Source organism: Streptomyces sp. NPDC033136 (assembly GCF_055578235.1).
The window spans coordinates 65213-90596 of the sequence record NZ_JBVIPD010000013.1; the positions used below are offsets into that span (position 1 = coordinate 65213).

Genomic DNA, 25384 nt, shown 5'->3' on the forward strand with positions numbered 1-25384 from the left:
AGCGGACGGTGGCGCTTCCGCTGCCGCTGGGCGCGTACTTCGAGGATGTCCCCGCCCTGACGGGCGGGGACACGGCGGTTGCACCGGGAGCGTCACTGCCAGCGGCCGATCTCGACGTTCTCCAGGACGCCGAGCGCGTCCGGTACCAGGACCGCGGCCGAGTAGTAAGCCGTGACCAGGTACTTGATGATGGCCTGTTCGTTGATGCCCATGAAGCGCACCGACAGGCTCGGCTCGATCTCGTCCGGGATGCCGGAGGCCCGCAGGCCGATGACGCCCTGGTCGGCCTCGCCGGTACGCAGGGCGATGATCGACGTCGTGCGGGCTTCCGTCACGGGGATCTTGTTGCACGGGAAGATCGGCACACCGCGCCAGGTGGGGATGCGGTTGCCGGCCATGTCGATGGTCTCGGGGACGAGGCCCCGCTTGTTGAGCTCGCGTCCGAACGCGGAGATGGCACGCGGGTGGGCGAGGAGCAGTTTGGTGCCGCGGCGCCGGCTGAGCAGTTCGTCCATGTCGTCCGGGCCGGGCACGCCGTCGTGCGGCTGGATCCGCTGGTCGTACTCGCAGTTGTGCAGGAGCCCGAAGTCGCGGTTGTTGATGAGCTCGTGCTCCTGGCGCTCCTTCAGCGCCTCGACGGTCAGCCGGATCTGCTGCTCGGTCTGGTTCATGGGCTGGTTGTAGAGGTCGGCCACGCGCGAGTGGATGCGCAGCACGGTCTGGGCGACGCTCAGTTCGTACTCACGGGGGCTGGCCTCGTAGTCGACGAACGTGTGCGGGATGTCCGGCTCGCCCGAGTGGCCGGAGGAGAGGTCGATCTCCTTCTCGCCGTACTTGTTGGAGCGCTGCGAGGGGATCGAGCGGCGCTGCTGGAGGTGTGTGCGCAGGGTGTCCGAGCGCTCGGCGATCTGCGCGAACTCCTGGCGGGGCAGCACGAGGACTGTGCACGCGGTGAGCGCGCGGGCCGTGTACTCCCAGATCGCGTCCTCGTTGAGGAGCGCGTCGTCGCCGAAGTAGGAGCCGTCGGCGAGGACTCCGAGGGACTCGTCTTCCCCGTACGGGCCCGTGCCGACCTTCTCGACCCTGCCGTGCGCGAGCAGGTACACCTCGTCGGCCTGGCTGCCGAACGAGACGATCACCTCGCCCGCCGGGATCTCCCGCTGCTCGCAGCGGCGGGCGATGTCGAAGAGCACCTCCTCGTCCTCGTACGACCGGAGCGCCGGCAGCTCGCTCAGTTCGGCGGGGATGATCTCGACACGGTCACCGGTCTTCACGAACGTCAGGCGGCCGTCGCCCACGGCGAACGTCAGCCGCCGGTTCACCCGGTACGTACCACCCTGGATGTCGACCCAGGGCAGCATCCGCAGCAGCCAGCGGGAACTGATCTCCTGCATCTGTGGCACGGACTTGGTCGTGGTGGCCAGGTTCCGCGCGGCCGCCGTGCCGAGACTCTGCTGCGGCTTGGTCTGCTCCGTGCGGACCTCTTCGCCTACCGACATAGAGAACTGCCCTCCCGCTTGAGACCGACGCCCATACGCCTCGGGCATCGCTGTGCACGGGCAAGCCTTCCTCACTCGGCGTCGCGGTGCTATTACACGAAAGAGCGGGAATGGATCTTCGTACGACTGGGCAGTGGGGCCCCGTCACGGCGGTCGGCAGCGTCTGCGGCGGACACCGGAGCACCGGCCGGCCGCTGCACACGGCGTGGGACTTCGTCCACCGCCTCAAGCGTCCACCACCTCAAGGGCAACCCGAACCTCCCGTTCGCCCGCACCTCGTCCCTCGGCTGCGCGATCCGGTGACCCGCGGGGCGGCCCACCGCTGATCGTTCTGCTGCGCAAACCGGGGCCGACGCGGGCAGCCGCAGCCCCGCCCGGGCGTCAGCCCCGAGACTCGCCTCCCACGCCCGGGTGACAATGGACCGGTGACCAGCTCCGACACCGCAGGCCTCGCCGCCCTGCGCCCCCGGCTGCCCTCGCCGCTGCGGGAGGTCGTGGACGGCCGGTTCGAGCGCCGGGGCGTCCGGCTGCTGCTGAAGCGGGACGACCTGATCCACCCGGAGCTGATCGGCAACAAGTGGCGCAAGCTGGCGCCGAATCTCGCGGCGGCGGCCGGCCGTACCGTCGTCACCTTCGGCGGCGCGTGGTCCAACCACCTGCGCGCCACCGCCGCGGCCGGCCGGCTGCTCGGCATTCCCACGGTCGGTGTCGTGCGCGGCGACGAGCTGGCAGGCCGGCCCCTCAACCCCTCCCTGGCCCGCTGCACGGCCGACGGCATGCGACTGCACTTCGTCGACCGGGCGACCTACCGCCGCACGTCCGATCCCCAGGCCCTGGCCGCGATCCTGCGCGCGGCGGACGCCGAGGAGGCCTACGTCGTCCCCGAGGGCGGCAGCAACGCCGAGGCCGTACGCGGCTGCCGGGCGCTCGGCGCGGAACTGCGCGACCGGGCCGGGGTCGTCGCCGTGGCCTGCGGCACGGGCGGCACACTGGCGGGACTGGCCGCCGGTCTTTCGCCCGGGCAGCGCGCCCTGGGCGTGCCCGTCCTCAAGGGAGGCTTCCTGACCGCCGGCACAGAGGCCCTCCAGCTGGCGGCCTTCGGTGGCCGGCGCGGCAGCTGGGACCTGGACGACCGCTTCCATTTCGGCGGCTACGCGCGCGTGCCCGCCGAGCTCGACGCCTTCGCCGCGGACTTCGAGCAGCGTCACGGACTGCCCGTCGAACGCCTGTATGTCGCCAAGCTGCTGTACGGGCTCGTCGCCCTGGCGGCCGAGGGCGCCTTCCCGCGCGGGACCGCGGTGACGGCCGTGATCACCGGCCGCCCCTTCCCCTGACGCTCGGCGGACGGCCGCTACGCCTCTCGCGGAAGGCAGCCGCCTCCTCCAGGTCCAGCCTGCGCAGCAGGGTCCGGAGCATCTCGTCGTCGATGTGGCGGCCGTCCCGGAGCCTGACGAACACCTCGCGGTCGGCGCTGATCATCTCGCGTGACAGCCGCCGGTAGGTGTCGTCGACGGACTCCCCGGTGACCGGGTTGGCCTGCCCGAGCCGCTCCCAGACGGCGTTGCGGCGGCGCTCCAGGACGGTGCGCAGGCGCTCGGCGAGCAGGGCGGGCAGGGTGTGGTGCACTCATCGGCGAGAAGCTCGTCCAGGCGCCGCTCGGCGGCCCGGGAGGCCTGTGCTGGGCTCCTCGCCGCCGTGCGGGGTGAGCGGGATGGAGAAGGCGATGGCCAGCGAGACCACGCCCCGCATCCCGGCCCAGGCGACGACGAACGGCCCCTTCCAGGCGAGGTTCTCCTCCCGCCCCCGGATGCGCGACGACATCATGCGGGGCAGGAACGCCGCCGGGTACACCCAGACGAACCGGGCCGCGACGACCACCAGGAACCCGGCGACCGCGTACCGGGCGGCTTCGACGCCCTCGTACTCCCCGAGCCCCCGGAGCACCACCGGCAGCTGCAGTCCGATCAGCGCGAACACCACCGACTCCAGGACGAAGGCGACCATCTCCCACACCGCCTCCTCCTGCAGCCGCGTGGCGAAGTCGACCTCCCACGCGCGGTGCCCCAGGTAGAGCGCGACGACCACGACCGCGATGACACCGGAGGCGTGCACCTGCTCGGCGACGGCGTACGCGACGAAGGGGATCAGCAGGGAGAGCGTGTTCTGCGGCAGCGCATCCTTCACGTGCGTGCGCAGCCAGTGGATCGGCGCCATCAGCACCAGTCCGACCACGAAGCCGCCGACCGCGGCGACCAGGAATTCGGCGATACCCCCGGCCCAGGTCTCGCTCTCGCCGACGGCGGCGGCCAGGGCCACCCGGTAGGCGGTGATCGCGGTGGCGTCGTTCAGCAGGGACTCGCCCTGCAGGATCGTGGCGATAGGCGGCGGCAGCCCGACCCGGCGTGCCACCGCCGTCGCCGCGACCGCGTCCGGGGGCGCCACCACCGCGCCGAAGACCAGGGCAGCGGTCAGCGGCAGGCCCGGCACGATCAGATACAGGGCCCAGCCGACCGCGAAGGTCGCGAAACAGGACGTACCCCACGGACAGCATCGCGACCGGCCGCAGCTGGGCGCGCAGGTCGAGGTACGAGCTGTCGATGGCGGCCGTGTGCAGCAGCGGGGGCAGGATCAGCGGCAGCACGATGTGCGGATCGAGGGTGTAGTCGGGCACCCCGGGACGTAGCTGACCGCCAGCCCGGCCGCGACCAGCAGCAGAGGCGCCGGCACCGGGGTGCGCCGGGCGGTCGCGGCGATCGCGGCGCTGCCCGCCACCAGAAGCAGCAGCGGCATCACGTCCATCGTTCTCGCCCGCCCTCTTTTCCCCGCGGTCATCCACCCGACCGTCGTAACCTGGCAATCATGAAACAGTGCACGCATGCCCACGCGCTGCCGCACCCCGAACCCGGCCCGCTCAGCGAGACGTGTCCGGAGTGCTGGGCAGAGGGCATGGATCCGGTGCAGCTACGGTTGTGTCTCAGTTGCGGTCACGTCGGCTGCTGCGACTCCTCGCCGGGGCGGCACGCGGCGGAGCACCACAAGCGGTCCGGTCACCCCGTGATGCGGACCCACGAACCCGGGGAGACCTGGCGATGGTGCTTCGTCGACCATGTCCTGGTGTGACCCGACAGGACCCCGACGCCGGGACGGTTCGACCGTCTGACGTCTGGGTACGTCAACCCGGCGCGCGCTCTTCCCATTTGGGCCCGCCCAACCCCTAGACACGGAGCGTATCCACAGGTTTACTGTGAGTGACGACAAGGGGATGGGGTCCCGGGGACAGGACCGTCGAGAGCGCGATAGCGTCACCGCTGAACCACGTATCGCGTTACCCCCGGGGGGCGACCCTCGGCCCTGAAACGCTTGTACCACCATGGAGGTGAGGGTGTCCCAGATCGCAGGCGAGCCCGCGACCCAGGACTTCGTCGAAGTCCGGCTGCCGGCCGCGGGTGCCTACCTGTCGGTGCTGCGTACGGCCACGGCCGGTCTCGCGGCCCGTTTGGACTTCACCCTCGACGAGATCGAGGACCTGCGCATCGCGGTGGACGAGGCCTGCGCGATCCTGCTTCAGCAGGCCGTGCCCGGCTCGGTGCTCAGCTGTGTCTTCCGCCTCGTCGACGACTCACTAGAGGTCACCGTCTCGGCGCCCACCACGGATGGTCATGCCCCCTCGCGGGACACCTTCGCCTGGACCGTCCTGTCCGCTCTCGCGGGCAAGGTCTCCTCCGCCGTGGACAAGGACAAAACCGTTTCGATCAGCCTCTACAAGCAGCGCGGCGCGGGACCCGGGCCGGCGTGAGGAGCGAGGACGGGCCGGTGCGGGACGAAGAGCGCGGCACACGAGAGCTGCCGGCCGAGGGCATGAGCACGGGCACGAGCGGTCCGGGCGATGCCCGACGCATGGCGGACGGCATCGACGGCATCCCCGAGCAGGCCCGTCCGCACCCGGAGGACGACGCCGCGGGGGCCGTCCTCCCGGGCGGCGGGCCTCAGGAGCGGGACAGCGCCGTACGGAGCGCGCCCCCAGGCGGGGGGATCACCGCATCCCCGGCTCAGGGGGGTCCTCCCACTCGCGCGAAGTCGAGAGTGGCGGAGGAGGCGAGGGCTCGGGGAAGGGCGACGGGCGGGACGATGAGCGAGCACGAGCGACACTCCGAGGGCGAGACGCCGAGCGCACCGCACACCCAGGGCGCGCATCACGGCTCCACGGACCGCAGCGGGGCACGCGAGATGTTCCTCAAGCTGCGCACCCTGAGCAGCGGCAGTCCCGAGTACGCGGAGCTGCGCAACCAGCTGGTCCGTATGCACCTACCCCTCGTGGAACACCTCGCGCGCCGCTTCCGCAACCGCGGCGAGCCGCTGGACGACCTCACCCAGGTCGCCACGATCGGGCTGATCAAGTCGGTCGACCGCTTCGACCCGGACCGCGGCGTGGAGTTCTCCACGTACGCGACCCCGACGGTCGTCGGCGAGATCAAGCGGCACTTCCGCGACAAGGGCTGGGCGGTGCGCGTCCCGCGCCGGCTGCAGGAGCTGCGCCTGTCGCTGACCACGGCCACGGCCGAGCTCTCGCAGCTGCACGGCCGCTCCCCCACGGTCCACGAGCTCGCCGAGAAGCTGGCGATCTCGGAGGAGGAGGTCCTTGAGGGCCTGGAGTCCGCCAACGCGTACTCCACGCTGTCCCTGGACGTTCCCGACACCGACGACGAGTCCCCGGCGGTCGCCGACACCCTGGGCGCGGAGGACGAGGCGCTGGAGGGCGTGGAGTACCGGGAGTCGCTCAAGCCGCTGCTGGAGGACCTCCCGCCGCGCGAGAAGCGGATCCTGCTGCTGCGGTTCTTCGGCAACATGACCCAGTCGCAGATCGCACAGGAGGTCGGCATCTCGCAGATGCACGTCTCCCGGCTGCTGGCGCGCACGCTGGCGCAGCTGCGGGAGAAGCTCCTCGTCGAGGAGTGACGGCTACTTCTGCGTACTGCCGGTGTTGCCGGGCCCGCGGATCCCGAGGGCCCGGGTCGTCTCGGGATTCACCAGCAGCACGAGCGCCGCGACGGCCACGACCGCGAGGGCGATCCCGCCCGGGATGGCCATGCTGTCGGCCTGCAGCAGGTTGTAGGCCACCGGCAGCGCCATGAGCTGGGTGATGACGGCCGGGCCGCGGCTCCAGCTGCGGCAGCCGAGCAGCCCGCGCGCGGCGAGCAGCGGAAGCAGCGCGAGCACGACCAGCGTGATTCCCCCGGTCACGGCCTGCTGCCGGTCGTCCGGCTCACCCGTGAGGCCGAGGACGAGCATCCAGAGGCCTCCGGCGAGCAGCGCGAGCCCCTCCAGAGCGGCCAGCAGCGCGGCGTACGTCAGACGCCGGGGGCGGGGGCCGGTGATTTCCTCGGTGGTGGGGGTCTGCTCACTGCTCACCCCTGAAGGGTAGCCCTCGTCGTACGCGCCCCCGGCGCGAGGTTCACCCCGCTCTCTTACCTGATCCCTACCTCGGTCTGGGCCAGGTACCCCCCAGTAGGTACGCTGCCAGTCATGCGTGCACTTCTCGTGGTCAATCCGGCGGCAACCACCACAAGTGCGCGCACACGCGACGTACTGATCCATGCGCTCGCCAGCGAGATGAAGCTGGAGGCGGTCACCACCGAGTACCGCGGCCACGCGCGCGACCTGGGCCGGCAGGCGGCGGACAGCGACGACATCGACCTGGTGGTCGCCCTCGGCGGTGACGGCACGGTCAACGAGGTGGTCAACGGCCTCCTGCACGCGGGCCCGGCCCCGGGGCGCCTGCCCGGCCTCGCCGTGGTCCCGGGCGGCTCCACCAACGTCTTCGCCCGTGCACTGGGTCTGCCCAACGACGCCGTGGAGGCCACCGGCGCCCTGCTGGACGCCCTGCGCGACGGCAGCGAGCGGACCGTCGGCCTGGGCCTGGCCTCGGGTACGCCGGGCTCGGAGGACGAGGCGGTACCGGCCCGCTGGTTCACCTTCAACGCGGGGCTCGGCTTCGACGCCGGCGTGGTCGGCCGGGTGGAGCAGCACCGCGAGCGCGGCAGGAAATCCACACACGCCCTTTACGTACGCCAGGTCGTGCGTCAGCTGATCGGCGAGCCGAACCGCCGGCACGGGACCATAACGCTGGAGCGGGCCGGCCAGGATCCGGTCACCGATCTGGTGCTGTCCATAGTCTCGAACACGTCGCCGTGGACGTTTCTGGGGAATCGCCCGATCTACGCGGCACCTAAGGCCTCGTTCGATACCGGCCTCGACATCTTCGCCCTCAGCCGCCTGTCCACCGCGGCGGTTGCCCGGTATGGCACCCAGTTGCTCACTTCGTCCCCCGAGCGCGGACCCCATGGCAAGCACGCCACTTCTCTGCACGACTTGACAGAGTTCACCTTGCATTCGAAGGCCCCGCTCCCCCTCCAGATGGACGGTGACCACCTGGGGTTGCGAACCAGCGTGACGTTCACAGGCGTACGCCGTGCACTGCGTGTGATTGTGTGAGCAGAACTGGCTAAAGTCCTTTCACTCGAACGTTTAGGCCAGGATCCACCCCATGGAAGTACGGCTGTGACCTAGTAGACACCGAAGAATCAAAAAAAACTTTCCAGAAGGGGTTGTATCCGCCGCTGAGGTTTGCGAGTCTCTACGTGGCGATCGGGACGGCCCGCAACATCGGCCTCCACTGATCACCAGAACCCCTCTTCAACTCACAGGACCCACGCCAGGGAACCTGGCGGTCGGCCCTTCACTTGTTGAGGGATTCGTGAAAGCGTTCACATTCACAAGCACTTGCACGTAATACCAAGGAGAGGTAGCAGCCATGGACTGGCGTCACAACGCCGTTTGCCGCGAGGAAGACCCCGAGCTCTTCTTCCCCATCGGCAACACCGGTCCTGCGCTGCTGCAGATCGAGGAAGCCAAGGCCGTCTGCCGTCGCTGCCCGGTGATCGAGCAGTGTCTGCAGTGGGCGCTCGAGTCCGGCCAGGACTCCGGCGTCTGGGGTGGTCTCAGCGAGGACGAGCGTCGCGCCATGAAGCGCCGCGCCGCCCGCAACCGGGCCCGTCAGGCCTCCGCCTGACAACCCACCCCTGCTGACAGCCTGAGCTTGGCGGCGCGTGTGCCTGTCGGCATCACTTCGTTGACAGCGAGTACGCATCTCCCGCCCCCGAGCCGCAGCGCGCAGTTCCCCCGATGCGCTTAGTTAAGCAGCAACGAGCTTTAGCCCCGGGCCACTTGGTGGCCCGGGGCTCATCGCTTTTCCGGCCCTTCTCCAGGGCTCCGCGTTTCCGCTACTTCCGTGCCGGCACCGGGATGTCCAGGATCACGCGGGTGCCCCGATCGGGGGCCGGGACCATGTCGAAGGTGCCGCCCAACTCACCCTCCACCAGGGTCCGCACGATCTGCAGGCCGAGATTGCCGGCGGTGTGCGGATCGAAGCCTTCCGGCAGACCGATGCCGTCGTCCTGGACGGTGACCAGCAGCCGGGCCTCCTTGGTCGTGCCGCCGCGGACCGCCGACACCTCGACCGTGCCGGTGTCGCCCTCGCGGAAGCCGTGCTCCAGCGCGTTCTGCAGAACCTCGGTCAGCACCATCGACAGCGGCGTGGCGACCTCGGCGTCGAGAATGCCGAAGCGCCCGGTGCGCCGGCCCGCGACCTTGCCCGGGGAGATCTCGGCGACCATCGCCAGGACACGGTCGGCGATGTCGTCGAACTCCACGCGCTCGTCCAGGTTCTGGGAGAGGGTCTCGTGCACGATCGCAATCGATCCGACGCGCCGCACCGCCTCCTCCAAGGCCTCACGGCCGCGGTCGGACTCGATGCGCCGGGCCTGGAGGCGAAGCAGGGCCGCCACGGTCTGGAGGTTGTTCTTGACCCGGTGGTGGATCTCCCGGATCGTCGCGTCCTTGGTGATCAGCTCGCGCTCGCGACGGCGCAGTTCGGTGACGTCGCGGAGCAGGACGAGGGAACCGATACGGGTGCCCTTCGGCTTGAGGGGGATCGCGCGGAACTGGATGACCCCGTCGCTGGCCTCGATCTCGAACTCGCGCGGCGCCCAGCCGCTGGCGACCTTGGCGAGCGCCTCGTCCACCGGGCCCCGCGTCGGGGCGAGTTCGGCGGTGGTCCTGCCGAGGTGCTGGCCGACGAGGTCGGAGGCGAGGCCGAGCCGGTGGTAGGCGGACAGGGCGTTCGGGGAGGCGTACTGGACGATGCCGTCGGCGTCGAGCCGGATCAGGCCGTCGCCCACACGGGGCGAGGCGTCCATGTCCAACTGCTGGTTCGCGAACGGGAAGGAACCAGCCGCGATCATCTGCGCGAGGTCGGAGGCACTCTGCAGATAGGTGAGCTCCAGACGGCTGGGGGTGCGCACGGTGAGCAGGTTGGTGTTGCGCGCGATGACCCCGAGGACGCGCCCCTCCCGCCGTACGGGGATCGACTCGACCCGGACGGGGACCTCCTCGCGCCACTCGGGATCGCCCTCGCGCACGATGCGGCCCTCGTCGTGGGCGGCGTCCAGCATCGGGCGTCGGCCGCGCGGGACGAGGTGGCCCACCATGTCGTCCTGGTAAGAGGTCGGGCCGGTGTTGGGCCGCATCTGGGCGACCGAGACGTACCGGGTGCCGTCACTGGTGGGGACCCACAGGACCAGGTCGGCGAAGGAGAGGTCGGAGAGCAGCTGCCACTCCGAGACCAGCAGATGAAGCCACTCGAGATCGGTGTCGTCGAGGGCGGTGTGCTGGCGTACGAGTTCGTTCATGGAGGGCACGTGTGCGAGCGTACCCGGGGGTTTGTACGGCCCTTGAAACACCCGCGGGCCGCGGCGCCTGAGAGGGACCCTCAACCCTCCCGGCACCGCAGCCCGGAGCAGCATCGGCCGTGGGGTGTGCGGTCCCGGTCGGCCGAAGGATGAGGAGCCGGGGCAGTCAGGGCAGAGAGCCTCGGTTCCTCGGTCCGCCTTCCTGTGCGGGGAAGGCGGAGGCTGGTGCGCGCTGCACACGCGCCCTCGTCACGCATTGTGGACTAGACCACTCATGGGTGTCCATGCGTTGGAGGTTGTTTGTTGTTGTGATTTTCTCCGACTCGTCGGACGCGCGGGCGTCCAGCACGCAGCCTAACCCGTGTGGGTTCCTGTGCGGGGCCAGATGGACATGGCAATTTCTGCGACCGCCTCCAGTTCCTCCCGGCTCGCCCCGTCCCGCGCCTGTTGTGACATGCCCTGGATCATCGCTCCGGTGTGGCGGGCGAGGGCGGCGGCGTCGGTGCCCGCGGGCAGCACACCGGCGGCGACATCCGCCCTGATACGGCTCTCGAACGCGGCGATGTTGGCGTTGCGGCGGTCCCGCAGCGACTGCTCGACCTCGGGGGTGGAGCAGTTCGCGGCCGCGTGCACGACGAGGCAGCCGTGCGGATGGCCGGGCTCCGTGTACGCGGTGGCGGCCTCGCGCAGGGTGCGCTCGACGGCGGCCCGCGCGGTGGGCTCCTCGGCGAGGGCGTGGTCGGCGAAGGAGCCGTAGCGCGTGCCGTACACGCGGACGACCTCCTCGAAGAGGGACCGCTTGTCACCGAAGGCCGCGTAGAGGCTGGGGGCGCCGATGTCCATGACGCGGGTGAGGTCGGATACCGACGTGGCCTCGTAGCCGTGCGCCCAGAACGCCAGGAGGGCCTTCTCCAGCGCGGTCTCGCGGTCGAAGGAGCGGGGGCGCCCGCGTGGCCTGCTCCTGACCTTGCCGTCCCCGGCGGTCTGCGCCCTCGCGGTGTCAGGATCCTTCGCGGCCTTGGCGGTTCCCTCGTCGTTCACCATGGGGTGCATTTTATAGCGGGCGCTAGAGAATTGTCGGCGAACTGCTGTACGGTCATTTCTGTAGCGACCGCTAGGAAAAGAGGAGGGGCGCAGTCATGGGCGTGCTCACAGGCAGGACGGCACTCGTCACAGGGGCGAGCAGGGGCATCGGGCGAGGGATCGCCGAGCGGCTGGGCCGCGACGGCGCGCGGGTCGCCGTGCACTACGGCAGGAACGAGACGGCGGCGAAGGAGACGGTCGCGGCCATCGAGGCGGCGGGCGGCTCGGCGTTCACACTGGGCGTGGAGCTGGGCGCACCGGGGGACGCTGAGGCGCTCTGGGAGGAGTTCGACCGGCACGCGGACGGGCTCGACATCCTGGTGAACAACGCGGGGGTCGCCCATGCGCGGCCGATCGGGCAACTGGAGGAGGGAGAGTACGACCAGGTCTTCGCGGTGAATGTGAAGGCGCCGTTCTTCATCCTCAAGCACGGCATGACGCGGCTACGGGACGGCGGCCGGGTCGTCAATATCTCGTCGGGTCTGGCCCGGACGGCGGTGATGCCCGACTACATGGCGTACGCGATGACGAAGGGCGCGCTGGACGTCCTGTCCCGGGACCTGTCCAAGGTGCTGGGCCCAAGGAGCATCACGGTGAACTCGGTGGCCCCGGGGATCATCGACACGGACAACACGGCCCGGCTCCTGCACGGCAGTGACGACGGCTGGGCGAACGCCGCGGCGATATCGGCCCTGGGCGGGGTGGGCGAGCCCGCCGAGGTCGCCGACGTGGTGGCGTTCCTGGTCTCGGACGGCGGCCGGTGGGTGACGGGGAGCTGGGTGGATGTGACGGGGGGTTCGCTGACGTAACCGTGCCGGCGCCTTCATGGCTCCTGCCGTGCTCAGCGCGTCTCCGTCACCTTCGCCGGCGGGGCGGCGCGTCCGAGTCCCGGCCGTGGCCGGGTGCTGCCGGTCGGGATCCGGCGCAGGAGGGCGGGCTGTTCCACCACCTCTCGGGCCATGAGCCGGCTGGCCGGGGAGCTCGCCTGCGGGCCTCCGAAGTGGCGGCGGCGGTCAGGGCGGGCCCGTTACGGGGTGGGGCAGGAGGCAGCTCCGTTTCACTCCCCCCGACCTTGGAGCCCCAGGCGGGGCCGGTGCTGTTCACCTGCTGGAGACCTGCTCGGCAGGGGCCTGCCGCCTCCCCGGGAGCGAGGGCGTTCACCCTGGGAGGGAGGACCCCACTCTGTTAGATTGGTCTAAACCACACGACCCCTCCCGGGTCCAGTCCCAGTTGAGCATCCCTCTCAGATCGGCAGGCCCAGCGTGGAAGTTGTCATCGTCCCGGACGCCAAGGCGGGCGGCGAGCTCATCGCCGAGGCCATGGCTCAGCTGCTCCGGCGCAAGCCCGGCGCTCTGCTCGGCGTGGCCACCGGGTCGACGCCGCTGCCCGTGTACGAGGCGCTGGCGGCCAAGGTGCGCTCCGGTGCCGTGGACGTCACGCGGGCGCGGATAGCCCAGCTCGACGAGTACGTGGGGCTGCCCGCCGACCACCCGGAGTCGTACCGCTCGGTGCTGCGGCGGGAGGTGCTGGAGCCGCTCGGGATCGGGATGGACCAGTTCACCGGACCGGACGGCACGGCGGAGGACGTTCAGGCGGCGTGTGCGTCGTACGACAAGGCCCTCGCGGACACCGGCGGTGTGGACCTGCAGCTGCTCGGCATCGGAACCGACGGGCACATAGGGTTCAACGAGCCGTGCTCGTCGCTGGCGTCGCGCACGCGGATCAAGACGCTGACCGAGCAGACCCGGATCGACAACGCGCGCTTCTTCGACGGTGACATCGACCAGGTGCCCCACCACGTGATCACACAGGGCATCGGCACCATCCTGGAGGCCCGGCACCTGGTGCTGCTCGCGACCGGCGAGGGCAAGGCGGACGCGGTCGCGGCGACGGTGGAAGGACCGGTCGCCGCGGTGTGCCCCGCGTCCGCGCTCCAGCTCCACCCGCACGCGACCGTCGTCGTCGACGAGGCCGCCGCGGCGAAGCTGAAGCTGGCGGACTACTTCCGGCACACGTACGTCAACAAGCCGGAGTGGCAGGGCATCTAGCGGTCGTAGCGGTCGTGAGCCCCGGCCTCGACCACGTCGTCGTCGGCAGGCTCGTCCTGGGCCCGCAGGCCGGCCACCCACAGCGGCATCAGCCAGTGGACCACGAGGACGGCGATGAGCAGGGGCCCGGCGTAGGCCTTCGGGGCGTCCCCGTCGGCCAGGCCTGCCGCCAGCAGGGCGACGACCGCCGCGGCCAGGAGCAGGGTCATCGCACGGTGGGACCGGGCCAGGACCCGGGTGCGCTCGGCGGACTGCCGTTCGTCCAGGACGTGTTCGCGCAGTTCCAGCAGGCCCCGGGTGGAGAAGTTGATCACCCCGGTCGCGACCATCCAGGGCAGGAGCAGCACCGCCATCACGGCGATCACCCACAGCGGTTCCCCCTCGGCGAGGAAGAGGTGGACCATCAGCCCGCCGATGGCCACCGTGAGGGTGATGTGCGCGGCGACGGCCACTCGCCGACGCGTCGGCGTGGCGTACCAGGCCAGCCCGCGGCGGTCGTTCATCAGCCGCAGCATGCCCCGGTCGTAGCGGGTCAGGCGTGTCGTCGTCATGGCTTGTTCCTCCCGTAGACCTCGTCCGTGAGCGGCCGGAACGGTTCGAGGGAGAACAGGGCCTCGACCGGCAGACCGAAGAACTTCGAGATCCTCAGCGCCAGGTCGAGGCTCGGGTTGTACTGCCCCCGCTCGATGTAGCCGATGGTCTGGTAGTGGGCTCCCACTGCCTCGGCCAGGCTCTGGCGCGACACCTTGTGTTCGGCGCGCACCACGGCCAACCTGTTGTGCACCTGCTCGCTCATGTATAGGAAGTACTACATTCGGAGGTAGTCATACAACCCGTAATGCCGGCTGTGCCTTACCCGCCTCGGACGCCGGTGATCCCGGCGATCACCTCGGCCGCCGCCCGGCCGCAGACGCGGGCCGCGCCGTGGGTGGCGATGTGCAGGGCGCCGCGGGGTACGGCCTGAGGGACGCCCATCTCGACGACGATGGTGTCGGGGCGGGCCGCCAGCAGGGTGTCGAGGGCGGAGGCCATCCACGGGTGGCGGTGTTCGTCGCGGACGACGGCGACGATGCGGCGCGGACCGGCCGCCTGGAGGGCCGCCCGGCCGGCGCTCTCCCCAGCCTCGCTCCCGGTGTCGCCCTCGGCGGAGAAACTACCCGTCACCGTGCCCGGCAGGAGGTGGATCAGCTCGGCGGCGACACCCCACGGGGTCTCGTCACCGACCGCGATGTTGGCGACGGGGGTGAGGGCGGCGACGTAGGGCGGTTCGGTGAAGGGCTCGAATCCGGAGGGACTCCCCAGGCCCTGGGCGGCGGTCACCGTCAGGGCTCGGCGGGCGGCATGCAGGCCGATCTCGGTGCCGTGGGTGCCCGCGGGCGAGCGGTCCGCCGTCCCGGCCCAGCGGGCCAGGGCCCGGACCCGGTCGGCCGCGTCGGCCAGGCGTTCCTCGGGGAGTTCGCCGGTGCGTACGGCCGCGGCCAGGGCGTCGCGCAGGCGCAGTACGGTCGCGTCGTCGGCCAGGCCGCCGCCCACGCAGATCGCGTCGGCGCCCGCGGCGATGGCGAGGACGCTGCCGCGTTCGATGCCGTAGGTGCCCGCGATCGCCCGCATCTCCATGCCGTCGGTGACGATGAGGCCGTCGTAACCGAGCTCGCCGCGCAGCAGACCGGTGAGGATGCGGTGGGAGAGCGTGGCGGGGCGGCCGGGGTCCAGGGCCGGGACCAGGATGTGGGCGCTCATGACGGCCCGGGTGCCGGCGGCGATGGCGGCGCGGAACGGGGTCAGTTCGCGTTCGGCCAGCACCTCGGCGGGGACGTCGATGCGCGGCAGGGCGTGGTGGGAGTCGACGGACGTGTCGCCGTGGCCCGGGAAGTGCTTGGTGCAGGCGGCGACGCCGGCGGACTGCAGGCCCGCCACATAGGCGGCGGTGTGCCGGGCGGCCAGGCCGGTGCCGGCACCGAAGGAGCGGACGCCGATGACCGGGTTGCGGGGGTCGGAGTTGACGTCGGCGGACGGGGCCCAGTTGAGGTTCACGCCGCAGGCGGCGAGGCGGCGGCCCAGTTCGTGGGCGACCTGGTGGGTCAGCTCCACGTCGTCGACCGCGCCGAGCGCGTGGTTGCCCGGGAAGGAGGAGCCGCTGCGCACCTCCAGGCGCGTCACGTCACCGCCCTCCTCGTCGATCGCGACGAGGACGTCGTCGCGCTCGGCCCGCAGCTGTGCGGTCAGGGCGGCCAGTTGGCTCGGGGAGTCGATGTTGCGGCCGAACAGGCCGACGGAGGCGAGCCCCTCACCGAGCCGGCGCAGCAGCCAGTCGGGGGCGGTGGTGCCGGTGAAGCCGGGCTGGAGGACGGTCAGGGCGTCGCGGGTGAGCGTGTCGGTGCCGCTGGCGAGTGTCGTCATCGGGTGAGGTCATCCCTTCACGGCGCCCGCGGTCAGGCCCGCGGCCATCTTGCGCTGGACGAGGAGGAAGAGGGCGACGATCGGCACGGCCATCATCGTGGCTCCGGCCATCATCGGGGCGTATTCGGTGCCGTGCTTGGTGGTGAAGTTGCCGAGCCAGACGGTCGCGGTCTGGTTCTTCTGGCTGAGCAGCATCAGGGCGTAGAGGTACTCGTTCCAGGCCTGGATGAAGCCGTAGACCGAGGTGGCGACCATGCCGGGGGCCAGGAGCGGGAAGACGACCCGGAGGAAGGCGCCCGTACGGGAACAGCCGTCGACCATGGCCGCCTCCTCCAGTTCCTTCGGGATGTTGACGATGAAGCCCCTCAGTGTCCACACCGTGAACGGCAGGACGAAGGTCAGGTACGTGATGATGAGGCCGGTGAGCCGGTCGTACTGGCCCAGGTCGTTGAGCAGCAGGAACACCGGGATGATCATGGCGACCAGCGGGACCATCTGCACGGCCAGGATGCCCACGATCACGATCTTGCGGCCGCGGAAGGCGAACCGGGAGATGGCGAGCGCGGCCAGCAGCCCGACGATCATGCCGATGACGACGACGGCCAGCGACACCACCAGGCTGCGGCCCACCGGGCCCCAGAAGTCGGCGATGTCCAGCGCCCGGCCGAAGTTGTCGAAGGTGATGCCGGTGGGCAGCAGGCTCGGATCCGCGTCGATGGCGTCCTCGGCGGGCTTGAACGCGGTGTTGAGCATCCAGTAGAGCGGGAAGCCGGCGGTGAGGAAGACGAGGAGACCAAGGAGGTTCCAGCCCAGCCGCGACTTCCGGTGGCCGGCTCCGGCGAGCGTGCTCATTCGACCTCTCCGATCTTCAGCATCTGCCGCATGTAGACGGCGACCACGCCGAGCAGCAGCAGGACGGTGATCAGCGCGATGGCCGAGCCCTGGGCGTAGTCGTTGACCACGAAGGCCCGGTCGTAGGAGTAGGTGTTGAGGACCTGGAACTCCGGCTCGGGGTGGCCGCCCCGCATCACGAACACCTGCGGGAAGACACCCATGTCCCAGATGACCGACAGGGTCGTGAGCATCACGATGATCGGCTTGAGGACGGGCAGGGTGACGTAGCGGAAGACGCCCCAGGAGCCGGCGCCGTCCAGGCGGGCCGCCTCCTCCAGTTCCCTGGGGACCTGGGTGAGACCCGCGCCGAGCGTGATGACCACGAACGGCACGGCTCCCCAGACCACCAACAGCATGATCACGGCCAGACCCTGGGGTCCGCTGGCGAACCAGTTGTGGCCGACCATGCCGATTCCGGGCAGCTTGCTGAGCAGCGCGTTGAAGACGCCGTAGTCCGTGTCGAAGAGCCACTTGAAGACCGTGGTCGCGACGATCACCGGCATGCCCCAGCTGGCCACCAGGACGATGTTGATCAGCACCTTCAGCCAGCCGGAGACCCGCTGGAGCAGCAGGGCCAGCGCCATGCCGGTCACCATGGTGAGGACGACGGCGCCGCCCGCGAAGACGATCGTGCGCACGACGACGGCCCAGAACTCGCCGTCGCCCAGTACCTCGGCGAAGTTGTCGAAGCCGACCGACTCGGCCGGCTGGAAGCCCCACAGCTGGGACTGCCCGAACTTCTGGAAGGACAGGGTGACCAGGCGGGCCAACGGATAGCCCATGACCAGGGTGAGGATCAGCAGGCAGGGCGCGAGCAGCAGCCAGGGGACCGCGGGCCCGCCCGACGTGCGCTGCCCGCGGGGCCGCCGGTCCTCGGGGGGCGGCGGTGCCTGCCGCGGCGGCGGCACCTTGACGGGGGTGGTGGTGTCTGCGGCACTCATCGCGCGCTCCTTGGCGGTCCCTCAGGTCTGACGACGGCGGGGCCCCACCCGGTGGAGCCCCGCCCGAAGGTCACTTGGTGTTGATGACCTCGTCGATCGCGGCGTCCGCCTCTTCGGCGGCGGCCTCGACGGACTTCTTGCCGGTGCCGATGCTCTGCAGCATGGTCTGCAGGATCTGCGCCTTCTCGACCTGGCCCCAGCCGGGGGCCATCGGGACGAACCAGTTGGACTCGGCCGCGGTGGCCGGGACCGCCGTCTTGGGGTCGTTCTTCAGTGTCGCGAGGTCGGTCTTGTTGTTGGGCAGGTTGCCCTTGGCCATCAGGCCCTTCTGCCCGGAGGAGCCGGCGAACGCGTTGATCCACTCGGCGGCCAGGGCCTGCGCGTCGGACTTCACCGGCACGGCGAGGTCGCTGCCGCCCAGGAAGACGGGCATGTTCTTGCCGGACGGTCCGGGCATCACGAAGTTCTCGAGGTTGCCCTTGAGCTTGCCGGTCTTGTCGTTCTTCGGGTCCTCGGCGGTCGCGCCCTCCCAGGCCGCGGCGAAGATCATGGCGGACTTGCCCTGGCCGTAGACGATGTAGCGGTCGGACTCGTCCTTGGTCTTGTCGCCGTGCATGTACGTGTCGACGACCTTCTTGAACTCCTTCAGGCCCTTGAGGGACTCGGGCGAGGAGAGAGAGGCCTTCCACCGGCCGCCCGACTCGGTGGCGATGGCGCCGCCGGCGTCGTAGACGAAGGACATGGCCGCGTACCAGTCGCGGGTCGGCTGGTACCAGGCGCTGAACTTGTCGCCCTGCTTCTTCTGGATCTTGCCCAGGGCGGCGGTCAGCTCCCTGTACGTCTTCGGAGTGGACTTCACGCCGACCGACGCCGCCACGTCCTTGCGCCAGTTGGCGACCCGGCCGCCGGCGTAGTACGGGACGCCGTAGGTCTTGCCCTCGTAGGTCACCGAGGCCTTGAGGCCGTCCAGCCAGGCGTCCGCGTTGTCGAAATCGGCCTGGTCGAGGGGGGCGAAGGCACCCTTGACCATGTAGCCGAGCATCTCCGTATTGCCCATCTCGACCACGTCGGGGACCTTGTCCGTGGCGAGGACGGCGTCGAGCTTGGCGTTCTTGTCGGGCCAGCCGTAGTACTCATGGTTGATCTTGAGTCCGGGGTGCTTCTTCCGCACCGCGGCGTCGGCGGCCTTCACCAGCTCCGGCCAGTTGTTCTGGGCGTCGACGGTGAGCCAGACGGTCAGCTCCTTGGCGTCCGCGCCCTTGCCGGAACCCCCGCCCCCCTCGCCCCCGCACGCCGCGATGGAGACCATCATGCCCGCGATACCGATCGCGGCTGTCAGCTTGCGCTTCACGCCACCCTCCTCAGGGATCCCACACCCCCCTGGCTCCCCGCAGTGAACGTGGGGCCGGGCCTGGACCAATGGTGTAGACCAGTACGGGGAGCTTGGACCAGACCAGGAGGCCTGTCAAGGGTCGCCAGACAGTCCTGACCAGCCGTTATGCGACCTACATATGCAGGAACCTTTAAGTAAGAAGCCAGCGAAAATCCCAGCGGGCACGGCATACTGCGGGTAGACCACAGGGAATGGTGGACTAGACCAAAAGAGCCGCCGACGGTATACAAGTGGAACCGTGTCGGCAGACCGAGCCGGGAAGGCGGAGCATGAGCACCGACGTCAGCAGCGCGGAGAACGGGGGCGGGGCACCGGTCCGTACCGCGCGCGTGCCGAAGTACTACCGTCTGAAGAAGCACCTGCTCGACATGACCGAGACCCAGGCGCCCGGCACACCGGTCCCGCCCGAACGCACGCTGGCGGCGGAGTTCGACACCTCGCGCACGACCGTGCGCCAGGCGCTGCAGGAACTGGTCGTCGAGGGCCGGCTGGAGCGCATCCAGGGCAAGGGCACCTTCGTCGCCAAGCCGAAGGTCTCGCAGGCGCTGCAACTGACCTCGTACACCGAGGACATGCGCGCCCAGGGCCTCGAACCCACCTCGCAGCTGCTGGACATCGGCTACATCACGGCCGACGACCGGCTGGCCGGACTGCTCGACATCACGCCCGGCGGACGCGTGCTGCGCATCGAGCGGCTGCGCATGGCCAACGGAGAGCCGATGGCCATCGAGACCACCCACCTGAGCGCGAAGCGCTTCCCCGCCCTGCGCCGGTCCCTGGTGAAGTACACGTCCCTCTACACCGCGCTCGCAGAGGTCTACGACGTCCATCTCGCGGAGGCCGAGGAAACCATCGAGACGTCGCTGGCCACCCCGCGCGAGGCCGGCCTGCTCGGCACGGACGTGGGCCTGCCCATGCTGATGCTGTCCCGGCACTCCCTGGACCGGGAGGGCCGGCCGGTGGAGTGGGTGCGCTCGGTGTACCGGGGGGACCGGTACAAGTTCGTGGCGCGCCTGAAGCGGCCTCAGGAGTAGCTGAACCGCTGCGGTGGCCGTTGAGGGCCCATTCCCTGTTGGTACCGCATATGGGGTACCGCATTACGGACGAGGGGTTCCGCTGTCGCCGCACCCTGACCTAGATTGCCTGCGCATCGCAGAGGTGATCATCGAGGGGACGGAGCCGCCTGATGTCGCAAGCCCCGGAAGCCAGCAGAGGGCCGGTGGTGACGCCTGTGCGCGTCGTCATCGGCTTCTGCCTCATAGCGCCCTTCGTGGCCATGCTGTGGGTCGGCTCGTACACCAGGATGGACCCGGCCTTCATCGGGATCCCGTTCTTCTACTGGTACCAGATGGCGTGGGTGCTGATCTCCACCGTCCTGACGGTGATCGCCTACAAGCTGTGGCAGCGTGACCAGCGCGCCCGCTCGGCCACGAAGGGCGGTGCGTCGGAGTGAAGGACGGCGTGAACGGCGTCGCGCTCGCCGTCTTCATCTTCTTCTTCCTGCTCGTCACCGTCATGGGCTTCCTGGCCGCGCGCTGGCGCAAGGCCGAGAACGAGCACAGCCTCGACGAATGGGGTCTGGGCGGCCGCTCGTTCGGCACCTGGGTCACCTGGTTCCTGCTCGGCGGCGACCTGTACACGGCGTACACCTTCGTCGCCGTCCCCGCGGCGATCTACGCGGCGGGCGCGGCCGGCTTCTTCGCGGTGCCCTACACGATCCTGGTGTACCCGCTGATCTTCACCTTCCTCCCCCGTCTGTGGTCGGTGTCCCACAAGCACGGGTACGTCACGACCTCCGACTTCGTGCGCGGCCGCTTCGGCTCCAAGGGCCTCTCCCTGGCCGTGGCCCTCACCGGCATCCTCGCGACGATGCCGTACATCGCGCTCCAACTGGTCGGCATCCAGGCCGTGCTGGACGTGATGGGCGTCGGCGGCGGCGAGAACACCAACTGGTTCATCAAGGACCTGCCGCTGCTGATCGCCTTCGGCGTGCTGGCGGCGTACACGTACTCGTCCGGTCTCCGTGCGCCCGCGCTCATCGCGTTCGTGAAGGACACCCTGATCTACATCGTCATCGCGGTGGCGATCATCTACATCCCGATCAAGCTGGGCGGCTTCGACGAGATCTTCGCCAAGGCGGGCGAAGCGTACAGCCAGACCAACCCGGCGACAGGCGCGCCGCGCGGTGCGCTGGTGCCGGCGGAGGCGGGGCAGTGGACTTACGCCACGCTGGCGCTGGGCTCCGCGCTCGCGCTCTTCATGTACCCGCACTCGATCACGGCGACGCTGTCCTCGAAGAGCCGTGAGGTGATCCGCCGCAACACCACGATCCTGCCGCTCTACTCGCTGATGCTGGGCCTGCTCGCGCTGCTCGGCTTCATGGCGATCGCGGCCGGCGTCAAGGTGCAGAACGGGCAGCTGGCGATCCCGCAGCTGTTCGAGAACATGTTCCCCGACTGGTTCGCGGGCGTGGCCTTCGCGGCGATCGGCATCGGGGCCCTGGTCCCGGCGGCCATCATGTCCATCGCGGCCGCGAACCTCTTCACCCGCAACATCTACAAGGACTTCATCAAGCCCGACGCCACACCCGCGCAGGAGACCAAGGTCTCCAAGCTGGTGTCCCTGCTGGTGAAAGTCGGCGCGCTGGCCTTCGTCCTCACGATGGACAAGACGGTCGCCATCAACTTCCAGCTCCTGGGCGGCATCTGGATCCTGCAGACCTTCCCGGCGCTGGTCGGCGGCCTGTTCACCCGCTGGTTCCACCGCTGGGCCCTGCTCGCGGGCTGGGCGGTCGGCATGCTCTACGGCACGGTCGCCGCGTACGGCGTCGCCTCCCCGACCCAGAAGCACTTCGGCGGCTCCTCGAAGGAGATCCCCGGCATCGGCGAGATCGGCTATATCGGCCTCACGGCGTTCGTCCTGAACGTGGTGGTGACGGTGGTCCTGACGTTCGTCCTCAAGGCCCTGAAGGCCCCCGACGGCATCGACGAGACCAAGCCGGAGGACTACACGGCGGACGCGGGCGACCCGGGGGTTCAGGTGGAGCTTCCGCCGGCGACGGCGGGCACCTCGCACTGAGTCGCAGGTGACAGCGGGCCGTCGGTGAGAAACCGGCGGCCCGTTGTCATACCCGTCCCGCAGACTCGGACCATGGACATTCTCATCCGGCGAGTGAAGCCCACCGAGTACGGCGCCCTCGGCGAGATCACCGCCCAGGCCTACCTGAAGGACGACCTCCTCGACTTCGGTGAGAGCGACGGTTACCTCGGGGAACTCAAGGACGTGGCCAAGCGGGCCGCCGCCGCGGACGTCCTGGTGGCCACCCGGGGCGAACACCTCCTCGGTGGCGTCACCTTCGTTCCCGCCGGCGGTCCCATGGCCGACATCGCCCTGCCCGGAGAGGCCGAGATACGGATGCTCGCCGTCGCCCACGAGGCCCGCGGCCGCGGCGCCGGAGAGGCCCTCGTCCGCGCCTGCGTCGACCGCGCCCGCGCGACGTGCGGCTGCGTCCGCGTCGTCCTGTCGACGCAGCGAACCATGCACGCCGCCCACCGCATCTACGAACGTCTCGGCTTCGTCCGTGTCCCGGAGCGCGACTGGAACCCGATTCCGGAGCTCGACGACATCACTCTCCTCACCTACGAGTTGACACTGTGAAACCATCTCGGCACTACATCTAGGGGTGCTTTCTCTGCCCGGCACAAGATGTATGCTCATGCTCGCTGTCGCCGCAGGGGAATCCGGTGGGAATCCGGAACTGTCCCGCAACGGTATACCCATGCCTGTTCATGCATGTATGGGAGTCAGTCCGAGGACCTGCCGACAGCGCGCCCGGCCGTCCGGCCGGTGTGCCCTGACGTCCGGGCCTCGTGGAATGGGCCGGTGGACGCGACGCCGCGTGCGCTCGCGTGCTGCCCCCTGCCCTCGACGAGGCCCCCGTGCCGAGCGAGGGAGAGCCCCACGTGACCATCGCGCCTGCGGAACCGGTCTCAGCCGCCGAAGAAGCGCACGACGCTCCCGGTGCCGCCCTGTTGCGGACCCTGACCGAGCTGACCGCCGACCTCCCCGACGCCGACCCGGGCCGGGTCGCCGCCGCCGCGCTGCGCGGCCGGTCCGCGCGGGCTGACGCGTCGGAGTTGCGCGAGCTGGCGACGGAGGCGGCCGCCGGTCTCATCTCCGAGGACCCCGCCTACTCCCGGCTGGCCGCCCGGCTGCTGACCATCGGCATCCGCGCGGAGGCCGCCTCCCAGGGCGTAACGTCCTTCACGGAGTCGGTCGCCGTGGGCCACCGCGAGGGCCTTATCGCCGACCGCACCGCCGAGTTCGTCCGGCTGCACGCGGCCCGCCTCGACGCCCTGATCGACACCGCCGCCGACGACCGTTTCGGCTACTTCGGCCTGCGCACGCTCCACAGCCGCTATCTGCTCCGGCACCCGATCACCCGCCAGGTGATCGAGACGCCGCAGCACTTCATGCTGCGGGTCGCCGCCGGTCTCGCCGAGGACGACACCACCCGCGCGCTGGACGAAGTGGCCGCGCTCTACGGGCTGATGAGCCGCCTCGACTACCTCCCCTCCTCCCCCACCCTCTTCAACTCCGGCACCCGGCATCCCCAGATGTCGTCCTGCTACCTCCTCGACTCCCCCAAGGACGAGCTGGACTCCATCTACGACCGGTACCACCAGGTGGCCCGGCTGTCGAAGCACGCCGGCGGCATCGGCATCGCCTACTCCCGCATCCGCGCCCGGGGTTCGCTGATCCGCGGCACCAACGGCCACTCCAACGGCATCGTCCCGTTCCTGAAGACCCTCGACGCCTCGGTCGCCGCCGTGAACCAGGGCGGCCGCCGCAAGGGCGCCGCCGCGGTGTACCTGGAGACCTGGCACTCCGACATCGAGGAGTTCCTGGAACTGCGCGACAACACCGGCGAGGACGCCCGCCGTACGCACAACCTGAACCTGGCCCACTGGATCCCGGACGAGTTCATGCGCCGCGTGAACGCCGACGGGCAGTGGTCGCTGTTCTCCCCCGCGGACGTGCCCGAGCTGGTCGACCTGTGGGGCGAGGAGTTCGACGCCGCGTACCGGGCGGCCGAGGCGAAGGGCCTGGCGAAGAAGACGCTGCCCGCCCGCGAGCTGTACGGCCGCATGATGCGCACCCTCGCGCAGACCGGCAACGGCTGGATGACCTTCAAGGACGCTGCCAACCGCACCGCCAACCAGACGGCCGAGCCGGGCCACGTCGTGCACTCCTCCAACCTCTGCACGGAGATCCTCGAGGTCACCAACGACGGGGAGACGGCGGTCTGCAACCTGGGATCGGTCAACCTCGGCGCGTTCGTCGACCGGGCGGGCGGGGGCATCGACTGGGAGCGGCTGGACGAGACGGTCCGTACGGCCGTGACGTTCCTCGACCGGGTCGTGGACATCAACTTCTACCCGACCGAACAGGCAGGCCGGTCGAACGCCAGGTGGCGTCCCGTCGGCCTCGGAGCCATGGGTCTCCAGGACGTCCTCTTCACACTGCGCCTGCCCTTCGACTCGCCCGAGGCCAAGGCGCTGTCCACCCGCATCGCCGAGCGCATCATGCTCGCCGCCTACGAGGCCTCCGCCGATCTCGCCGAGCGCAGCGGCCCGCTGCCGGCCTGGGAGAAGACCCGTACGGCCAGGGGCGTACTGCACCCCGACCACTACGACGTGGAGCTGACGTGGCCGGAGCGCTGGGCAGCCCTGCGCGAGCGCGTCGCCACGACCGGCATGCGCAACTCCCTGCTCCTCGCCATCGCGCCGACGGCCACGATCGCCTCCATCGCGGGCGTGTACGAGTGCATCGAGCCGCAGGTGTCCAACCTGTTCAAGCGCGAGACGCTGTCCGGTGAGTTCCTCCAGGTCAACTCCTACCTGGTGGACGAGCTGAAGCGGCTCGGCGTGTGGGACGCCCGCAGCCGGGAGGCCCTGCGTGAGGCGAACGGCTCGGTGCAGGACTTCGCCTGGATCCCCGAGGACGTGCGGAGGCTGTACCGCACAGCGTGGGAGATCCCGCAGCGCGGCCTGATCGACATGGCGGCGGCCAGGACCCCGTTCCTGGACCAGTCCCAGTCCCTGAACCTCTTCCTGGAGACGCCGACCATCGGCAAGCTCTCCTCGATGTACGCCTACGCCTGGAAGTCCGGGCTGAAGACCACGTACTACCTGCGCTCGCGCCCGGCGACCCGCATCGCCCGCGCCGCCCAGGCCACCGCCACCGTCCCCGTGCAGCAGCCGGCGACGGAGGACGCCGTCGCCTGCTCCCTGGAAAACCCCGAGTCCTGCGAGGCCTGCCAGTAATTCCCACCCGCCACCCGACCGCCACCCCTGGAGGACGGCGCTTCGCGCCGACT

23 protein-coding genes, 1 pseudogene and 1 riboswitch are annotated in these 25384 nt (G+C 70.0%); of the genes and pseudogenes, 13 read left to right on the forward strand and 11 right to left on the reverse strand.

Going from position 1 to position 25384, the window contains the following annotated elements:
- Positions 1-92 precede the first annotated feature (92 nt).
- On the reverse strand, positions 93-1499 hold the full coding sequence (locus tag ACZ5TL_RS23660; RefSeq protein ID WP_468592169.1) for a family 2B encapsulin nanocompartment shell protein: 1407 nt from the start codon (positions 1497-1499) through the stop codon (positions 93-95).
- Positions 1500-1924: 425 nt separating this feature from the next.
- Between ACZ5TL_RS23660 and ACZ5TL_RS23665 the strand changes: the two genes are divergently transcribed.
- Positions 1925-2833, forward strand: a complete 909-nt coding sequence (locus ACZ5TL_RS23665) for a 1-aminocyclopropane-1-carboxylate deaminase/D-cysteine desulfhydrase (RefSeq protein ID WP_468592170.1) — start codon at positions 1925-1927, stop codon at positions 2831-2833.
- Here ACZ5TL_RS23665 and ACZ5TL_RS23670 read toward each other — a convergent pair.
- A pseudogene (locus tag ACZ5TL_RS23670) lies at positions 2811-4298 on the reverse strand (cation:proton antiporter). The gene ACZ5TL_RS23665 and the pseudogene ACZ5TL_RS23670 overlap by 23 nt on opposite strands.
- Before the next feature lie 60 nt (positions 4299-4358).
- Here ACZ5TL_RS23670 and ACZ5TL_RS23675 point away from each other — a divergent pair.
- The 3 genes from ACZ5TL_RS23675 (at position 4359) to ACZ5TL_RS23685 (ending at position 6455) form a co-directional block, all read left to right on the forward strand.
- The gene (locus ACZ5TL_RS23675) at positions 4359-4619 is read left to right on the forward strand and encodes a UBP-type zinc finger domain-containing protein (protein ID WP_468592172.1); all 261 of its coding nucleotides are present in this window, start codon (positions 4359-4361) and stop codon (positions 4617-4619) included.
- 262 nt (positions 4620-4881) lie between these two features.
- A complete protein-coding gene (locus ACZ5TL_RS23680) occupies positions 4882-5295 on the forward strand; it encodes an ATP-binding protein (protein WP_003992877.1) in 414 nt (137 codons plus the stop codon).
- 17 nt (positions 5296-5312) lie between these two features.
- A complete protein-coding gene (locus ACZ5TL_RS23685; protein WP_468592173.1) occupies positions 5313-6455 on the forward strand; it encodes an RNA polymerase sigma factor SigF in 1143 nt (380 codons plus the stop codon).
- 3 nt (positions 6456-6458) lie between these two features.
- On the opposite strand, the gene ACZ5TL_RS23690 is transcribed toward ACZ5TL_RS23685, so the two are convergent.
- The gene (locus ACZ5TL_RS23690) at positions 6459-6908 is read right to left on the reverse strand and encodes a hypothetical protein (RefSeq protein WP_468592175.1); all 450 of its coding nucleotides are present in this window, start codon (positions 6906-6908) and stop codon (positions 6459-6461) included.
- Positions 6909-7022: 114 nt separating this feature from the next.
- Here ACZ5TL_RS23690 and ACZ5TL_RS23695 point away from each other — a divergent pair, with 114 nt between their 5' ends.
- Both ACZ5TL_RS23695 and ACZ5TL_RS23700 read left to right on the forward strand, forming a co-directional pair.
- Positions 7023-7991: a diacylglycerol/lipid kinase family protein gene (locus tag ACZ5TL_RS23695; RefSeq protein ID WP_468592176.1), complete on the forward strand. Its 969-nt coding sequence runs from the start codon at positions 7023-7025 to the stop codon at positions 7989-7991.
- Positions 7992-8310: 319 nt separating this feature from the next.
- Positions 8311-8568, forward strand: a complete 258-nt coding sequence (locus ACZ5TL_RS23700; protein ID WP_003992873.1) for a WhiB family transcriptional regulator — start codon at positions 8311-8313, stop codon at positions 8566-8568.
- Positions 8569-8779: 211 nt separating this feature from the next.
- On the opposite strand, the gene ACZ5TL_RS23705 is transcribed toward ACZ5TL_RS23700, so the two are convergent.
- Together ACZ5TL_RS23705 and ACZ5TL_RS23710 are read right to left on the reverse strand one after the other, a co-directional pair.
- Positions 8780-10246: a sensor histidine kinase gene (locus ACZ5TL_RS23705; RefSeq protein ID WP_468592304.1), complete on the reverse strand. Its 1467-nt coding sequence runs from the start codon at positions 10244-10246 to the stop codon at positions 8780-8782.
- A 354-nt stretch (positions 10247-10600) separates the two neighbouring features.
- A complete protein-coding gene (locus ACZ5TL_RS23710; RefSeq protein WP_468592178.1) occupies positions 10601-11290 on the reverse strand; it encodes a TetR/AcrR family transcriptional regulator in 690 nt (229 codons plus the stop codon).
- A gap of 95 nt (positions 11291-11385) precedes the next feature.
- Here ACZ5TL_RS23710 and ACZ5TL_RS23715 point away from each other — a divergent pair, with 95 nt between their 5' ends.
- Together ACZ5TL_RS23715 and nagB are read left to right on the forward strand one after the other, a co-directional pair.
- Positions 11386-12138, forward strand: coding sequence for an SDR family oxidoreductase (locus tag ACZ5TL_RS23715; RefSeq protein WP_468592179.1), 753 nt, complete (start codon positions 11386-11388; stop codon positions 12136-12138).
- A 453-nt stretch (positions 12139-12591) separates the two neighbouring features.
- The gene (gene nagB, locus ACZ5TL_RS23720; protein WP_468592180.1) at positions 12592-13377 is read left to right on the forward strand and encodes a glucosamine-6-phosphate deaminase; all 786 of its coding nucleotides are present in this window, start codon (positions 12592-12594) and stop codon (positions 13375-13377) included.
- Here nagB and ACZ5TL_RS23725 read toward each other — a convergent pair.
- From ACZ5TL_RS23725 to ACZ5TL_RS23750, 6 genes are all read right to left on the reverse strand, one after another.
- Positions 13374-13928, reverse strand: a complete 555-nt coding sequence (locus ACZ5TL_RS23725) for a hypothetical protein (RefSeq protein ID WP_468592181.1) — start codon at positions 13926-13928, stop codon at positions 13374-13376. The two genes, nagB and ACZ5TL_RS23725, sit on opposite strands and share 4 nt — an antisense overlap.
- Positions 13925-14173 (reverse strand): helix-turn-helix transcriptional regulator, encoded by a 249-nt coding sequence (locus ACZ5TL_RS23730; RefSeq protein ID WP_468592182.1) that lies wholly within the window; start codon positions 14171-14173, stop codon positions 13925-13927. Before ACZ5TL_RS23730 ends, ACZ5TL_RS23725 begins: the two co-directional genes overlap by 4 nt.
- 56 nt (positions 14174-14229) lie before the next feature.
- A complete protein-coding gene (locus tag ACZ5TL_RS23735; RefSeq protein WP_468592183.1) occupies positions 14230-15777 on the reverse strand; it encodes a glycoside hydrolase family 3 protein in 1548 nt (515 codons plus the stop codon).
- 9 nt (positions 15778-15786) lie between these two features.
- Positions 15787-16629: a carbohydrate ABC transporter permease gene (locus ACZ5TL_RS23740; protein WP_468592184.1), complete on the reverse strand. Its 843-nt coding sequence runs from the start codon at positions 16627-16629 to the stop codon at positions 15787-15789.
- Positions 16626-17612, reverse strand: coding sequence for a carbohydrate ABC transporter permease (locus tag ACZ5TL_RS23745; protein WP_468592186.1), 987 nt, complete (start codon positions 17610-17612; stop codon positions 16626-16628). The genes ACZ5TL_RS23740 and ACZ5TL_RS23745 overlap by 4 nt, the downstream gene beginning before the upstream one ends.
- Before the next feature lie 70 nt (positions 17613-17682).
- Entirely contained in the window at positions 17683-18963 is a 1281-nt protein-coding gene (locus ACZ5TL_RS23750) for an extracellular solute-binding protein (protein ID WP_468592187.1), read from the reverse strand.
- Positions 18964-19274: 311 nt separating this feature from the next.
- Between ACZ5TL_RS23750 and ACZ5TL_RS23755 the strand changes: the two genes are divergently transcribed.
- The 5 genes from ACZ5TL_RS23755 to ACZ5TL_RS23775 all read left to right on the forward strand — a co-directional run bounded on the left by ACZ5TL_RS23755 (position 19275) and on the right by ACZ5TL_RS23775 (position 25331).
- The gene (locus ACZ5TL_RS23755) at positions 19275-20039 is read left to right on the forward strand and encodes a GntR family transcriptional regulator (RefSeq protein WP_468592188.1); all 765 of its coding nucleotides are present in this window, start codon (positions 19275-19277) and stop codon (positions 20037-20039) included.
- A 152-nt stretch (positions 20040-20191) separates the two neighbouring features.
- Positions 20192-20458, forward strand: a complete 267-nt coding sequence (locus tag ACZ5TL_RS23760) for a DUF3311 domain-containing protein (RefSeq protein WP_468592190.1) — start codon at positions 20192-20194, stop codon at positions 20456-20458.
- Positions 20455-22083, forward strand: coding sequence for a monocarboxylate uptake permease MctP (mctP, locus tag ACZ5TL_RS23765; RefSeq protein WP_468592191.1), 1629 nt, complete (start codon positions 20455-20457; stop codon positions 22081-22083). The genes ACZ5TL_RS23760 and mctP overlap by 4 nt, the downstream gene beginning before the upstream one ends.
- A 72-nt stretch (positions 22084-22155) precedes the next feature.
- On the forward strand, positions 22156-22662 hold the full coding sequence (locus ACZ5TL_RS23770; RefSeq protein ID WP_468592193.1) for a GNAT family N-acetyltransferase: 507 nt from the start codon (positions 22156-22158) through the stop codon (positions 22660-22662).
- Positions 22663-22714: 52 nt separating this feature from the next.
- Positions 22715-22843: riboswitch (cobalamin riboswitch) on the forward strand.
- 124 nt (positions 22844-22967) lie between these two features.
- Positions 22968-25331 carry a ribonucleoside-diphosphate reductase subunit alpha gene (locus ACZ5TL_RS23775; RefSeq protein ID WP_468592195.1) on the forward strand — a complete coding sequence of 788 codons (2364 nt, stop codon included), beginning with the start codon at positions 22968-22970 and terminating at the stop codon, positions 25329-25331.
- The last annotated feature ends 53 nt before the right edge of the window (positions 25332-25384 follow it).